At 72.0% G+C, this 14,328-nt stretch carries 15 protein-coding genes and 1 other RNA gene; 7 read left to right on the forward strand and 9 right to left on the reverse strand.

Annotated features, from left to right (window positions below):
• The first annotated feature begins 47 nt into the window (after positions 1-47).
• Both fgd and ASG70_RS14180 read left to right on the forward strand, forming a co-directional pair.
• Complete coding sequence (fgd, locus tag ASG70_RS14175; protein WP_056884518.1) at positions 48-1,058, forward strand: glucose-6-phosphate dehydrogenase (coenzyme-F420); 1,011 nt, start codon at positions 48-50, stop codon at positions 1,056-1,058.
• 76 nt (positions 1,059-1,134) lie between these two features.
• Positions 1,135-1,761, forward strand: coding sequence for a bifunctional 2-polyprenyl-6-hydroxyphenol methylase/3-demethylubiquinol 3-O-methyltransferase UbiG (locus ASG70_RS14180; protein WP_056884519.1), 627 nt, complete (start codon positions 1,135-1,137; stop codon positions 1,759-1,761).
• A 16-nt stretch (positions 1,762-1,777) separates the two neighbouring features.
• Here ASG70_RS14180 and ASG70_RS14185 read toward each other — a convergent pair whose 3' ends face one another.
• Entirely contained in the window at positions 1,778-1,966 is a 189-nt protein-coding gene (locus ASG70_RS14185; protein WP_056884520.1) for a hypothetical protein, read from the reverse strand.
• Positions 1,967-2,015: 49 nt separating this feature from the next.
• Here ASG70_RS14185 and map point away from each other — a divergent pair, with 49 nt between their 5' ends.
• Both map and ppgK read left to right on the forward strand, forming a co-directional pair.
• Positions 2,016-2,879, forward strand: a complete 864-nt coding sequence (gene map, locus ASG70_RS14190) for a type I methionyl aminopeptidase (protein ID WP_056884521.1) — start codon at positions 2,016-2,018, stop codon at positions 2,877-2,879.
• A 45-nt stretch (positions 2,880-2,924) separates the two neighbouring features.
• Positions 2,925-3,707 (forward strand): polyphosphate--glucose phosphotransferase, encoded by a 783-nt coding sequence (gene ppgK, locus ASG70_RS14195; protein ID WP_056884522.1) that lies wholly within the window; start codon positions 2,925-2,927, stop codon positions 3,705-3,707.
• Between the two features lie 35 nt (positions 3,708-3,742).
• Here ppgK and ASG70_RS14200 read toward each other — a convergent pair whose 3' ends face one another.
• From ASG70_RS14200 to ASG70_RS14215, 4 genes are all read right to left on the reverse strand, one after another.
• Positions 3,743-5,314, reverse strand: a complete 1,572-nt coding sequence (locus ASG70_RS14200) for a hypothetical protein (protein ID WP_056884523.1) — start codon at positions 5,312-5,314, stop codon at positions 3,743-3,745.
• The gene (locus ASG70_RS14205; protein WP_056884524.1) at positions 5,290-6,060 is read right to left on the reverse strand and encodes an ABC transporter ATP-binding protein; all 771 of its coding nucleotides are present in this window, start codon (positions 6,058-6,060) and stop codon (positions 5,290-5,292) included. Before ASG70_RS14205 ends, ASG70_RS14200 begins: the two co-directional genes overlap by 25 nt.
• Before the next feature lie 27 nt (positions 6,061-6,087).
• Positions 6,088-6,744, reverse strand: a complete 657-nt coding sequence (locus ASG70_RS14210) for an MBL fold metallo-hydrolase (RefSeq protein WP_056884525.1) — start codon at positions 6,742-6,744, stop codon at positions 6,088-6,090.
• A 311-nt stretch (positions 6,745-7,055) separates the two neighbouring features.
• Positions 7,056-7,712, reverse strand: coding sequence for an ANTAR domain-containing protein (locus ASG70_RS14215; RefSeq protein WP_056884526.1), 657 nt, complete (start codon positions 7,710-7,712; stop codon positions 7,056-7,058).
• A gap of 461 nt (positions 7,713-8,173) precedes the next feature.
• Between ASG70_RS14215 and ASG70_RS14220 the strand changes: the two genes are divergently transcribed.
• Positions 8,174-9,055 carry a DUF1996 domain-containing protein gene (locus ASG70_RS14220; protein WP_056884527.1) on the forward strand — a complete coding sequence of 294 codons (882 nt, stop codon included), beginning with the start codon at positions 8,174-8,176 and terminating at the stop codon, positions 9,053-9,055.
• A gap of 213 nt (positions 9,056-9,268) precedes the next feature.
• Entirely contained in the window at positions 9,269-9,466 is a 198-nt protein-coding gene (locus ASG70_RS14225; RefSeq protein WP_156400017.1) for a hypothetical protein, read from the forward strand.
• 85 nt (positions 9,467-9,551) lie between these two features.
• Here ASG70_RS14225 and ASG70_RS14230 read toward each other — a convergent pair whose 3' ends face one another.
• The 4 genes from ASG70_RS14230 to rnpB all read right to left on the reverse strand — a co-directional run bounded on the left by ASG70_RS14230 (position 9,552) and on the right by rnpB (position 12,707).
• Positions 9,552-10,397, reverse strand: coding sequence for an alpha/beta fold hydrolase (locus ASG70_RS14230; RefSeq protein ID WP_056884529.1), 846 nt, complete (start codon positions 10,395-10,397; stop codon positions 9,552-9,554).
• Positions 10,398-10,442: 45 nt separating this feature from the next.
• Positions 10,443-11,729, reverse strand: a complete 1,287-nt coding sequence (locus tag ASG70_RS14235; protein WP_056884530.1) for an RNA polymerase sigma factor — start codon at positions 11,727-11,729, stop codon at positions 10,443-10,445.
• Positions 11,730-11,798: 69 nt separating this feature from the next.
• Positions 11,799-12,194, reverse strand: a complete 396-nt coding sequence (locus ASG70_RS14240) for a YciI family protein (RefSeq protein ID WP_255353851.1) — start codon at positions 12,192-12,194, stop codon at positions 11,799-11,801.
• A 113-nt stretch (positions 12,195-12,307) separates the two neighbouring features.
• Positions 12,308-12,707, reverse strand: an RNA gene (gene rnpB, locus ASG70_RS16000) — RNase P RNA component class A.
• A 191-nt stretch (positions 12,708-12,898) separates the two neighbouring features.
• Here rnpB and ASG70_RS20445 point away from each other — a divergent pair.
• Positions 12,899-14,323, forward strand: coding sequence for a lytic transglycosylase domain-containing protein (locus tag ASG70_RS20445; protein WP_056884532.1), 1,425 nt, complete (start codon positions 12,899-12,901; stop codon positions 14,321-14,323).
• Positions 14,324-14,328: the final 5 nt, after the last annotated feature.

Below are 14,328 nucleotides of genomic sequence, written 5' to 3' on the forward strand. Positions count from 1 at the left end.
GCGCCCGGGCAGCGCGCCGCCGCCGTGCGCGGCATACGGTGGGGCGCATGACGCTGCGCATCGGGTACAAGGCCTCCGCCGAGCAGTTCTCCCCCCGGGAGCTGCTCGACTTCGCCGTCCAGGCGGAGCAGCTCGGGCTCGACAGCGTCATGGTCTCCGACCACTTCCAGCCCTGGCGCCACCACGGTGGGCACGCGCCGTTCTCCCTGGCGTGGCTCGCCGCCCTCGGCGAGCGCACCGAGCGGGTGCAGATCGGCACCTCGGTCATGACTCCGACGTTCCGCTACAACCCGGCGGTCGTGGCGCAGGCCTTCGGCACCCTCGCGTGCCTGCAGCCGGGCCGCCTGATGCTCGGCATCGGCACCGGCGAGGCACTCAACGAGGTCGTCGTCGGGTCGGTCGAGGAGTGGCCGGAGTTCAAGGAGCGGTTCGCCCGGCTGCGCGAGGCCGTCACGCTGATGCGCCGGCTCTGGACCGAGGACCGGGTGACGTTCGAGGGCGACTACTACCGCACCACCGACGCGACCGTCTACGACAAGCCGGACCAGCCCGTGCCCGTCTACGTCGCAGCCGGTGGACCGCTGGTCGCGCGCTACGCCGGGCGGGCTGGTGACGGGTTCATCTGCACGTCCGGCAAGGGCGAGGAGCTCTACCGCGACAAGCTGCTGCCCGCAGTGGACGAGGGGCTGGAGAAGTCGGGGCGCACCCGCGAGGACCTCGACCGGATGATCGAGGTCAAGCTCTCCTGGGACCCCGACCGTGAGCAGGCCGTGGCGAACTGCCGCTTCTGGGCGGCGCTGTCGCTCACTGCGGAGCAGAAGCACGGGACGACCGACCCGATGGAGATGGAGCGCCTCGGCGACGACCTGCCCGACGAGCAGGTGGCGTCGCGGTGGATCGTCACCGACGACCCGGAGGAGGTCGTCGACGCCGTGCGGCCCTACGTCGACCTCGGTTTCAACCACCTGGTCTTCCACGGCCCGGGCGCCGACCAGTCGCGGTTCCTGACGACGTTAGCCGACCGCGTGCTGCCCGGGCTCCGTGAGCTGGGCGAGTGACCGTCGGGACGGGTTCCGCTGCGTCCCAACGGAACCTAGGCTGGGTGTCCGCCGTGGGAGGAAGAGGTGAGCGAGCATGACCGAGATGGAGCCGCGTACGCGCTGGTCCGAGGTGTCCGGGGGACCCGGCGCCGCCACGGCCTACCAGCAGCGCTTCGACGACCTGGCCGCCAAGGGCATGGACATCCATGGTGAGGCGGCGTTCGTCGCCTCGTTGATGAGCCCGCCCGTCCGGGTCCTGGACGCGGGCTGCGGCACGGGCCGGGTCGCCATCCAGCTCACCGCGCTCGGCTACCACTGCACCGGCGTCGACGCTGACGCCGCGATGATCGAGGTGGCCGAGCAGCGTGACCCGTCGACCACCTGGGTGCGCCAGGACCTCAGCCGGCTGCAGCTGCGCTCCCAGGCGTTCGAGATGGCTGTGCTCGCCGGCAACGTCATCCCGCTGCTGGCCCCGGGCACGCTGCTGTCGACGGTGGAGCGCATCGCTGCCCACCTCCAGCCGGGCGGCCTGCTCGTCGCCGGCTTCGGGCTGGACGCCGCGCACCTGCCGCAGGGCTGCCCCGTCACGCCGCTGGCGGACTACGACCGGGCCTGCGAGGTGACCGGGCTGACGTTCGTCCGGCGCCATGGCGCGTGGGACCGGACGGCCTGGCACGAGGGCGGCGGCTACGCGGTCTCGGTGCACCGGCTCGCGGACTGACGAGGCTGACCGGCGGTCAGTCCTCGGAGCGGCCCTCTTCCCAGGCGCGGTCCTCGGCGTCCCACTTCTCCGAGCGCTCGCGCGCGCTGTCGAGGGCGCGGGACGCCGCGTCCTGGGTGTCGTAGGGGCCCATGAGGTGGTCCCCCTGGCTCTTGTTGTCGTCGGTCTCGACCTGACGCGTATCGACGTTGAACCAGTAAGCCATGGGGTGCCTCCAACTCGACGGATCTGTGGACCTCTCTAGACTCCACCGTATGCCGTTGACGTACGCAAGCGTGGCCCCCGGAGAGGTGTCTCCGCGCCGCCCGGTGCCCACCACCATCGAGCGGCCCGAGTACGTCGACCGGCCGGCGCCGGTGCGCGAGGAGGGCGGCGACGTCAAGGACGCCGAGACGATCGAGAAGATGCGCGTGGCGGGACGGATCGCCGCCCAGGCCATGGCCGTCGCCGCGGCCGTCATCTCGCCAGGGGTGACGACGGACGAGGTCGACCGAGTCGGGCACGAGTTCCTCATGGACCACGGCGCCTACCCCTCGACCCTCGGCTACAAGGGCTTCCCGAAGTCGCTGTGCACGTCGGTCAACGAGGTCATCTGCCACGGCATCCCGGACAGCCGCCCGCTCGAGGACGGCGACATCGTCAACATCGACATCACCGCCTACATCGGTGGCGTGCACGGTGACACCGATGCCACCTACCTCGTCGGCGACGTCGACGAGGAGTCCCGCCTGCTGGTCGAGCGCACCCGCGAGGCGATGATGCGCGGCATCAAGGCAGCGGTCCCGGGCCGGGAGATCAACATCATCGGCCGGGTCATCCAGAGCTATGCCAAGCGTTTCGGCTACGGCGTCGTGCGCGACTTCACGGGCCACGGCATCGGCCGGTCGTTCCACAGCGGCCTGGTCATCCCCCACTACGACGCTGCCCCCTCGTACGCCACGGTGATCGAGCCGGGCATGACGTTCACCATCGAGCCCATGCTCAACCTCGGGACGCCCGACTGGGAGATGTGGGACGACGGCTGGACCGTGGTCACCAAGGACCGCCGACGTTCGGCGCAGTTCGAGCACACCATCCTCATCACCGAGCACGGCAACGAGATCCTGACCCTGCCCTGACCAGCTCCACCCCGACGCACGGCGGCCGCAAGGAGGCGGCACACCATGGCCAAGCACGAGAAGCAGGGACTCCCGCTCGGGATCGACGTCGGCGGCAGCGGGATCAAGGGTGCGCCGGTCGACCTGTCCGAGGGGACGTTCGCGGCCAAGCGGCTGCGCATCGACACCCCGGTGGTGTCGACGCCCGAGGCGGTCGCCAACGTCATCAACCAGGTGGTCGAGCACTTCGAGGACGTCCGGGGTGACTCCCCCATCGGTGTCACCATCCCCGGTGTCGTCACCCACGGCGTGGTGCGCTCGGCCGCGAACATCGACAAGTCCTGGCTCGACTTCGACGCCGAGCCGATGCTCGAGGCGAAGCTCGGGCACGACATCGTCCTGGTCAACGACGCCGACGCCGCCGGCGTGGCCGAGATGCACTACGGCGCAGCCAAGGGACACCAGGGTCTGGTCGTCATGACGACCCTGGGCACCGGGATCGGCTCGGCCCTGATCTACGACGGCAAGCTCATCCCCAACTCCGAGCTCGGCCACCTCGAGATCGACGGCTACGACGCCGAGTCCAGGGCCGCCTCCTCGGTCAAGGACAAGGAGGATCTGAGCTACCCGGAGTGGGCCAAGCGGCTCCAGCGCTACTACAGCCACGTCGAGGCGCTGCTCTGGCCGGACCTTTTCGTCGTGGGCGGCGGGGTGTCCAAGGACGCCGAGCAGTTCCTGCCGCTGCTCAAGCTCAAGACCCCGATCGTGGCCGCGACCCTGCAGAACAAGGCCGGCATCATCGGCGCCGCGCACCTCGCCCACGAGGAGCACGACCGCCGCCAGCACTGAGGCCTGACCCGAGCGGACCCGGGCGGTTCGGAGGGTCAGGCCATCGAGACGAGGTCCTGGAGCAGGTCGGCCTGGCGCCGACCGAACAGGCTCGCCCCGAGGCGAACCCCGGCGACGAAGGCCAGCACTCCCACGACGGGCCCGACGACCAGTGCCGCCCAGCCGGCCCAGTGCCAGCCGAAGAAGGCCAGGCCGGCCAGGACCAGGACCGGCAGCGACAGCACGACCACGGCGCCGCCGCAGACCGTCTGCACCGCGAAGGTGACCCCCACCGACCCCGGCCTGCTGCTGAAGGGGCTCTCGCCCGGCACCGGCACGGCGTACTGCTTGACCGCACTGGTCACGCACGCCACCGCGAACCCGCTGAGGGCCAGGCCGATCCCTGCGCCGAGCGATGCCGGCAGCAGCGCCCACGAGCCGCCCACGAGCGGGCCGAGCACCGCGTACCCCGGGACGCACACCAACGCCAGTACCGCGGAGGGGAACAGCCGACCCACCCGGTCCGCGACCCCGTCGACGCCGGAGGCGACGTGGAGCCAGAAGGCGGTCGAGTCGTACCCGACGTCGTTGTGCTGCCCCCAGCCGATGAGGTAGGCGGACACCAGCGGCATCGCCGCGAGCGCCAGGTGGGAGCCCGCCATGCCGGGGAAGAGCAGGCCGGCCGGCAGCAGGGTGGTCATGATGGCGGGGAAGTTGAACCGTGGGTCGCGCAGCCAGTAGGTGCCGGCCCGCGCGGCGATCGCGCCCATGGGCGTACCGGGCAGCCGCGCGAACAGGCCGAGGCCGCGGCGAGCGCCACCGGAGCCACTGGCGGCCGTGGAGTGCGGGTTGCGCAGCACCGCCACGAGCAGCCGCTCCCAGACCGCGAAGAGGACCAGGCAGAGGGCCGCCGCGAGGAGGAGGCGGATACCGGCAACGCCCCAGTCACCGGCCACGACGTCACCCGACGCCGCCCAGGCCCAGCCGAGCGGGGTCCAGGCGAGCACGCGGCCGAGCGTCTTGAGGCCGGCGACGGTGATGCCCCCGTCGTTGACCAGCCCGGCGACCGGGCCGAGGCTGAGCAGCACGAGCAGGCCGCCGACCCCGGCGACGTCCCGACCGCGACGTGTCGCCAGCACGGCCGAGGAGGCCCCGGCGACGATGCGGCTCACGAGCACGCAGCTGGCGAGCCCGAGGACGCCACCGAGGAGGGCGACCAGGGCGGCCACCGGGGTGCGCGACCCGGTGAAGACGGTGGCCAGCACGACGACGACGGTGGCCACGCCGGGCAGCCCGACGAGGGCGCCCAGGGCCAGGCCGAGGGCCAGCGTGCGCTCACGGACGGAGAAGGTGGCGAAGCGTGCGGGGTCGAGGGTGGGGTCGATCCCGAACAGGACCACCGGCAGGAGCGCCCAGCCGGCGACCGTGGCCGAACCGCCCACGACGACCAGGGCACGTGCGAGCTCGGCGTCCGGCGCGAAGCGCAGGGCGATGAGACCGCTGACCACGGCGACGACGATGCCCCCGCCGTAGAGCACCCCGAGGACCATGCCGATCAGCGCCGCGGGGCTGCGGCGCAGGCCGTTGCGCAGCAGGTGGAGCTTCAGTCGGAGGAGGTGCGCAACCACGCGAGCCCCTCCACGTCCGTGCTCCCCCCGACGAGGTCGAGGAACCTGTCGTCGAGGCTCATGCCGCCGCGGACCTCGTCCACGGTGCCGACGGCCCGGACCTGGCCGCCGGCGATGATCGCGACGTGGCTGCAGATCCGCTCGACGAGGTCCATCACGTGGCTGGACAGCACGACGGTGCCGCCGTTGGCCGCGAAGTCCTCCAGGATGCCCCGGATGGTGCGGGCGGACACCGGGTCCACCGCCTCGAACGGCTCGTCCAGGACGAGCAGCCGGGGCGCGTGGACGAGGGCGCACGCGAGGGTGATCTTCTTCGTCATGCCGGCGGAGTAGTCGATGACGAGCTTGTCCTGCGCCTCGGTGAGGCCGAGCGCCGCGAGCAGCTCCCGGACGCGCTGGGCGACGAGCCCACGCTCCATACCGCGCAGGAGGCCGGCGTAGGTGACCAGCTGGAGCCCGGTGAGGCGGTCGAACAGGCGCAGGCCGTCCGGGAGGACGCCGATACGGGCCTTGGCTGCGACCGGGTCGGCCCAGACGTCGGTCCCGAGCACGTGGGCGCTGCCGGCGTCGGGGCGCAGCAGCCCGGTGGCCATGGACAGCGTGGTGGTCTTCCCTGCGCCGTTCGGCCCGACCAGCCCGAAGAACGAGCCCCGCGGCACGTCGAGGTCGAGGCGGTCGACCGCGGTCATCGCCCCGAAGCGCTTGGTCAGGCCCCGCAGGCGGAGGGCGATCTGGTCGTCCGGCATGCCCTGACGCTAGCGAAGCCGCGCGGCTCAGGTGGTGAAGTCCTCGCTGCGCCCGCCGGCGAGGTCGTGGATGCGGGTCGTGGCGCAGCCCAGGTTGCCCGCCTGGGTGAGGTAGAGCTTGCGCCCCACGTCGCTGAGGATCGCGTCGTGGATCGGCACCGCATGAGGCGCTTCGAGGCGGCGCAGGAACGCGGTCATGTCCCGGCTGCGCGACCAGGGGGCGCTGAGCGGGAAGGCGAGGACGTCCACCTGGCCGGGCTCTGCGTCGAGCGCGTCGCCGGGGTGGAAGAACGTCGGCTCACCGTCGGCGGACAGCCGCATGCCGGTGTTGTGGATCCTCGGGACCTCGTCGTGGATGAGGGCGTGCATCTCCCCCACCCCCGTGACGGTCACGCCCTTGACCGTGGCGGTGTCGCCGCCCGCGACCGGCTGCGCCTCGATCCCCTTGCCGCGCAGCAGCTCCGCCGACTCCGGGTCGACCAGCAGCTGCGCGCCGTCATTGGCCGCCAGCAGGTCGGGCAACCGGTCGACATCGAGGTGGTCGGCGTGCTGGTGGGTCACCAGGACTGCGTCGAGGTCGCGCTGGTCGGCTGCCGCCGGCGAGAACGTGCCCGGGTCGAGCAGGATGCGCGCGTCGCCGATCTCGACGAGGAGGCAGGCATGGCCGAGGTGGGTGATCCGCATGGCCCCACGGTATGACGCGGGGCCGGCGCCCGCACCGTACGCGTCAGGTCACCAGAGGCCGCCGTGCCGCCCGGCCGCCCACGCAGCCACGAGCATGGAGGCCGTCACGATCGAGGCGATCCCGTCGAGCACGGCCTGGCGAACCATGGAGCCATTCTCGGAGCGACCCACCGCCGGTGGCCATACTGCAAACTGCGCGTCCCCACTGCGTTTGACGGTGGGGTCGGGTGGGAACTGAAGGGACGTGCGGCCCGCGGATTCGTGCGGGGGCAGGTGCTCCTCGGGCCGCACGCCCAGCGGCGGAGGCCGGGTCAGACGGACGTGCCGGGCGCGGGCTCCTCGGGCGACAGCGCCGACGGCCGCTCCGGCAGGGGCAGCGTCTTGAGGATGTCGAGCAGCGACCTCACCGGGTCCTCCCGGGCGAACACCGGGTCGCTGAGGCGTGCGGTGATCCGCTGGGCGACCACGGCCAGCTTGAGGTTGTGCCGGTTGGACTCCGCACGCAGGATCTCGAAGGCCGCCTCGTCGGAGATGCCGAAGCTCAGCATGAGGGCGCCCTTGGCCTGCTCGATGGCGGCGCGGTGGACGCTGGACGCCTCGACGGCGTGCTGCTCGTTGGCGCGCAGCGTCTCGGTGATGTCGACGAGGAAGCCGGACAGCTCCTCGACCGTGCCGTCCCGGGCGATGCTGTGCCCGGCCATCACGACCCGGCACAGGCGGTGCCGGGCGTCGCGCAGGTCGAACGTGAACGAGAACGTCCCCTCACGCCGGGTCGCCTCCCGGAACGCCGACCAGGTGGCAGCCAGGTCGTCGTGGGCGACGTTGGCGAACAGCCGCGAGGTCGTGGCCGGCTCGTCCGGCGCGACGCCGAGGAGCTCGCGCAGCGACTCCGACCAGCACCACCGCTCCTCGCCGACGTGCAGGTCGAACGTCATGGCGGCGCCGGAGCTGCCGGTCTCGGGTGTCAACGTGGTCTCCTCTGCGACACCCGGGCACCTGATGCGCCCGGGCGGGGAAGGCCACGCTTTGACCGCTACCGATTATGCCCCATGCGGCGTTTCGTCAGAGCGGAACGGGCGTTCCGAGGGGTAGCATCGCGCGGTCGTCCGGGAGCCCCCTGCTCCCGGTCGACGACCTGGTCGCCCCCGTCTGCCTCATGCAGGCGGGGGCAACCTTGCGCCATACACCCGCGAGAGCACGCCGGGTCGGCGGTTGACCAACTCTTTGCCGTCGCCTGCCAGATCCGTCCGCAGCGCTCCACCGTTGGGCTGGGACCGGTCGATCGTTCGGCCGCCTGCCGGCTGGTACGAAGTCGGGCGACAGCCCACCGCGGCTACCTTCGGCCCTGGCCGTGACCCCCCCTCGGGCTGGTCCCGAGCGCGGCCACTCCCCCTGCCCGCCCGTGTGGCGCCGTACCAAGGACACCCAGATGCACCGCAGACTCTCCGCTGCCGCCCTCGCCGCAGCCCTCGTCCTCGCCGGCCTCGTCGGCTCCGCCTCCTCCGCCTCGGCCCTGCTCAAGGTCAAGTGCAAGCAGACCACCGGCACCGCTGCCGTCGACCCGATCGTCCACCACAACGAGACCATGGCGATGGTCCACACCCACCAGTTCTTCGGCAACAACGGCTGGCTGTCCAAGGGCAACTTCGCCAACTACGCCGACCTCGTGAGCAAGGGCACCAACTGCCGCGAGCTGAGCGACACCGCCGGGTACTGGACCCCCACGCTGCGCTACACCACCGGCACCCGCCAGACCATCCCCGTGCAGGCCTTCACCGCCTACTACCGCCCCTTCACCGGCGTCGGCGGCCCGGACACCGGCCCGGGTATGGCGTTCCCGGCGGACACCCGGCTCATCGGGACCCGGTACGCGTGGACGTGCGGGCAGTACATGCCGGTCGCGCCCTCGCTGTCCGTCCCGAGCTGCCTGGGTGCCGACGGCTCCCCCGGCAAGACCCTGACGCTGCACATCGACTTCCCGAACTGCTGGGACGGCGTGCGGCCGCGCCACTACACGACGACGGTCGGCAACACCACGGACAACGCCCACTACGCCTACTCCACCAAGAAGAGCGGCGTCGTCTCGTGCCCCACCGGCTTCCCCTACAAGATGATCTCGCTGCGGGAGTCGTTGCAGTTCAAGTACATCGGCGCAGGCACCGACGTGGGGCTGTCGTCCGACTCGATGGCCGGGACGACCGACGGCCGCTCCGCCCACGGCGACTTCTGGAACACCTGGCAGCAGGCCAGCCTGCAGAGCCTGGTGACCGCCTGCATCAACACCCCCGCCGAGCCCAACTGCGCGTTGTAGCAAGGACTGCCGCGCGCCCGGCTCTCCCGACGCACCTGCGGCGGCCACCGCCCCCTCGAGCTTGAAGCGCCACCAACGCCAGGGCGTGGGTGGCGCTTCAAAGTCGTCCGGGCCCGTCGCCATACGCACGAACGTGCGATGGTCACACCGAGCCATACCCAGGTATTCGCCCCCGCGGGAGACTGGTGGTGCCGGCCTGAAGGGGTGATCGCCGTGTTCTGGACAGTCGCGTTCTGGGTTCTCCTGCCGTTCCTCGTCCTGTTGCTGGTGATGGGGACCATCGCTGCGGTGGTGCGGCGACGCCGCTACCAGCCGAAGGCGGACGACTGGCAGGACTGGTCCGACCGGGCGAGCAGGCAGCAGAGGGGGGACGACCGCTTCGGGTCCAGCGGCGGCGGAGGCGGCTGGTAGCCGAGGCCCGCGCGGGGCCCCGCCCCAGGCGACGGGTGCCGCGGAAGCCGGGGTTGCCCGGTTGCCCGGTTCGCCCGGAGCCCGTTCAGCTCTCCCAGAACTCTTGCAGCGCAGGCGCCGTGGCCCTGCCCCGCACCATGTGCGACTCGCCGGGCAGTTCCCGCAGCGTTGCGTCCGGCAGCGCACCGGCGACCGCGGCCTGCGCGTTCTTCATGTACGCAGGGCTCTTTCCGCCCACGAGTACCAGCACCGGCACCGTGACGCCCGCCAGGTAGCCGTCCGGGAGCGGCTCTCCCTGTTGGTGGTCCAGGACGATCGCGTAGTCGTGGGGCAGGGTGTGCGCGACGGCGCACACCTTCTTCCAGACCGGCATCAGGCGCATCAGCGCCACCCCCGTTGCAGGCACGCCGACCGTGCGCAGGAACAGCGTGACCGCCTCGCCCCGTCGGCCGGAGTCGACCAGCCGCTGGGTCCGCGCGCCGAGGTCGGTGCCGTGGGGGGCATGGCTGCCGTCGACGATGAAGGGCACCTCGTACAGCGCGACCCTGCCCATCGGCACGCCCGCCCGCAACGCCTCGAGCACCAGCGCGGCCCCCGACGAGGCTCCGACGACGAGCGCGTCGGGACCCGCCGCCTCGAGGACGGCCACCAGGTCCTCCACCTCTCGCTCGACCGAGTACGGCGCCGTGCCGGGACCGCTCTCGCCGCGACCGCGCCGGTCGTAGGCGTGGACCGCATGGTCCTGCGACAGCACCGGGATGAGGGCCTTGGCCGTGCCCATCGTCCGCTGGCAGAGGGCGCCCTCGACCACGACGACGGCTGGTCCGGTCCCGGTCACGTCGTACGCGATCGCGGTGCCGTCGGCGGAGGTGACGAAGCGGGTGCCGCTCGTGGTGCTGGCTGGGGTCCTGGCGCTGGTCCGGTTGGGCATGGTCTCTCCTCGGTGTGGGACGTCTTCCCCCGTACGTCGAACGGGTCAGCCGGGTTTCGACACGCTCGCGAGGTTCTCCTCTGCCCGCCGCCGCAGCACCGAGCGCTCGGCCTCGTTGCGGGACAGGGCAGCCGCCTCGCTGAAGGCGGCTGCTGCGTCGGCGTGCCTGCCCGCCCGCTCGAGCAGGTCGCCGCGCACGCTGGGCAGGAGGGGCGAGCCACCGAGCTCGTCCCCGGTGAGCCCCGCGAGCACGGCCAGCCCGGCTGCGGGGTCGAACGCCCGTCCGTGGGCGACCGCGCGGTTGACCTCGACCACCGGCCCCGGCGCCGCCGTGGCCAGGACGTCGTACAGCCTCGCGATCTGGCGCCAGTCGGTGTCCTCCGCCCGTGGAGCGCGCGCGTGCTGCGCTGCGATCGACGCCTGGAGGAAGTACTTCCCTATGGGTCTGCCACGCACGGCGAGCGCCTGGGCCCGACGCAGCGCGGCCAGCCCACGCCGGACGAGCAGCTCGTCCCACCGGGTCCGGTCCTGCGCCTCCAGCAGCACCGGCGCGCCGTCGTCGTCCAGCCGCGCGGCGAGACGCGAGCCCTGGATCTCCAGCAGCGCCTGAAGTCCCAGCACCTCGGGCTCGAGGGGCATGAGCTCGGCCAGCATCCGCGCCAGCCGGATGCCCTCGCTCGCCAGCTCCGGCCGCATCCAGTCCTCGCCGGCGGCAGCCGAGTAGCCCTCGTTGAAGACGAGGTAGATCACCGCCATCACGTCATCGAGGCGCGCGTCCCGCTCTGTGCCCGTGGGGAGCTCGAAGTCTGCACGGGCCTCCGACAGCGTCTTCTTCGCCCGCGAGATCCGTTGTCCCATGGCGGTTTCGGTGGACAGGAAACCTCTGGCGATCTCACTGGTGGTGAGGCCGGCGACGAGGCGAAGGGTGAGCGCGGCGCGCGACTCCGCACTCAGGGAGGGGTGGCAGGTCAGGAAGATGAGGCGCAGCACGTCGTCCTCGATGTGGTCGACCTGGGCGTCGAGGTCGGGCACCTGCTCCTCCTCTCCCGCGACCAGCGCCTGCCCCAGCTCCTCGGTCTTGCGACGGAGGTTGTCGGCACGACGGAAGTGGTCGATCCCCCGGCGCTTGGCGGTCGTCATGAGCCACGCGGCGGGGTTGATCGGGACGCCGGTCAGCGGCCACTGCTCGAGTGCGGCCACGAGGGCGTCCTGCGCCAGGTCCTCGGCGAGCTCGACGTCGCGCGTCATCCGGGTGAGGGCGCCGACGATCCGCGCCGACTCCCGCCGCCAGGCGGTGGTGATCGCCGCGACAGTCGGGGTCTCGCCTGGCACGTCCTCAGCCTAGGGGGCGGACGTCGCCCACAGGCGGCGTCCGCCCCGGCTGGGGGTGGCCGACCGCGGTCAGGCGTCGGCGGCCTCCGGCGGCGCTTCGGAGATCTGGCGCAGGGTGGCGACCATGTTGCACTCGGGCCAGTACTTCGCGTGCAGGTCGGCGAACTCGCGCTGCCCCTCGATGGCCTCCTCGAGGGTGTCGTACTGCAGGATGGCCCATCCGCCGACGACCTCCTTGGCCTCTGCGAAGGGGCCATCGACACGTGAGGTCTCGCCCCTGCGGACGACGAAGTTCACGGCGTCCTCGGTGCCGAAGAGGCCACCCCCGTCGAGGAACGCGCCCTTGGCGGCCTGCTCGCCGATGTAGCCGTCCATCGCGTCGAACAGCGCCTGCGGCGGCGCGCCCGATCCTTCTTCCATCTTGACGAATCCCATGAAGCGAGGCATCTCAGGTGGTCCTTCCATTCGGGTGGGTCATGCTCTCTTGCACACACGTCGAACGGCAACGGGGCTCTTCGACATCGACCCCGAGAAGTTCTTCTCTAGGTGCGCTCAGCAGTTCCCACCGCGGGCCGCGGGGGATGAGTCGACCGATACGCCGGGTTCTGTCCCGGGAGCTGGTTGCCCGGCTCCCGGTGACGGTCATCCATCTACGACAGCCGTTGCCGACTGCCTCCAGCGCTCTACCCGTGTGCTCGGGCGGGCCGCCCTCGAACGCACACTGTCTGAGCTTGCTCCGGGTGGGGTTTACCTAGCCGGGCCAGTCACCTGGCCCGCTGGTGGTCTCTTACACCACCGTTTCACCCTTACCACGGTGCCTGCGCGGCCCGAGGGCTGCGTGGTCCACCGTGGCGGTCTGTTCTCTGTGGCACTGTCCCGCGGGTCACCCCGGGTGGCTGTTGGCCACCACCCTGCCCTGTGGAGCCCGGACGTTCCTCGGCGGTGGTTGCCCACCGACGCGACCGCCTGGCCGACTCATCCGAGAGCAAGGATAGGGCAGCCGGAGGTGCCACACCCACCCCTTCCGCCACACCAGTCCCACAGGTGCGAAATACCGTGCAGGAGGGGGTCGCCACGGCGCGGGTGGCGTGCTTACCATCGCGCGACGGGGGCGTCCGGAAGGCCGCATCCCCGCAGCGCGCACGACGGCCAACCTGGTGGGAGGACTGATGGCCGACACACCGCACGGCCCTGGGCCTCGCGTGGTCCGGCTGTCGGTGAGCCGCCCCGCCACCACTGCCGCCTCGGCCCTGCTGCTCGGGGGCGCGCTGCTCTTCGGTGGCGGAGCCGCCTCCGGTCCCCCCTCCTCCGCCGGTGCGACCGCGTCGCCCGCCGAGACGTCCGAGGCCGCCGTGGGGTCGAGCCGCGCCGACGACTGGGACGTGACGCAGCGCGACCTCCTCGTGGGCCAGCGGCGCGCAGGAGCGCTGGACTTCGTGCAGGTCGTGCAGACGCGGCTCGGGGCTCCACTGGTGGTCACCGGGTCCGTGGTCACCTCCGCAGACCGGGCCGTGCCACCGCTCGTCGGTCCGACGCAGGTGCCCGAGGTCCTCTGGAGCGCCTACCGCTCCGCCGCGTCCTCGGTCCCGACCGCCTGCCACCTGCCCGTGGGGCTGCTCGCCGCCATCGGCCAGGTCGAGTCCGGCTCGCTCGCCGGCCGCGGCCTCGACAGCCACCACCGAGCGGTGCCCGCCGTGCTGGGCCCGGTGCTGGACGGCCACGGGTATGCAGCCATCCCCGACACCGACGGGGGCCGCTGGGACCACGACACGACCTGGGACCGGGCTGTCGGCCCGATGCAGTTCATCCCCTCCACCTGGGCCCGCTGGGGCCGGGACGGCAACGGCGACGGAACCAGTGACCCCCAGAACGTCGAGGACAGCGCGTGGTCGGCGGCCGCCTACCTGTGCGCCGGCGGGCGCGACCTCGCCACCGCTCCCGGCCTGCGCTCGGCGATCCTGTCCTACAACCACTCGGCGGCCTACCTCGCCGACGTGCTCCGCCTGGCTCCCACCATGACGCCCGGTGGCGCGGTCCCCCAGGTCGCCGCCGCCCCGGCCACGACGACGGGTTCCGCTGCGCCGACCACGACCACGGCGACGACCACGGCGACGACCACGGCCACGCGCCCCTCGAGCAGCTCGAGCAGCTCGACGGACACTGGTACCTCGACCACCACACGGCCACCGTCCACGACCACCACGAGCGCTCCGACGGCCTCGACCACGTCGCCGACGTCCTCCCCGACGTCCTCCCCGACGTCATCGACCACGTCCTCCCCGACGTCATCGACCACGTCCCCGCCGACGACGACCCCGTCCTCGTCCAGCACGACCTGCCCGACCCCGAGCAGCCCCACCACCAGTGCCTCGACGAGCACGTCGAGCACGACCAGCCCGACCGCATCTCCCTCGAGCAGCTCGAGTCCCACCACGATCATCCCCGACCCGTGCGCCACCAGCCCCTCGACCACCACCTCAGCGACCACCACGACCGCCGCCACCACCACGACCGCCGCCACGACCAGCACGGCCACCGCGAACACGACGACCACGGCCACCGCGAACAGCACCGAAGGGCCGTCAGGGGGCTGAGCCCC

It is taken from the genome of Phycicoccus sp. Soil748, assembly GCF_001428025.1.
Lineage (GTDB): Bacteria > Actinomycetota > Actinomycetes > Actinomycetales > Dermatophilaceae > Pedococcus.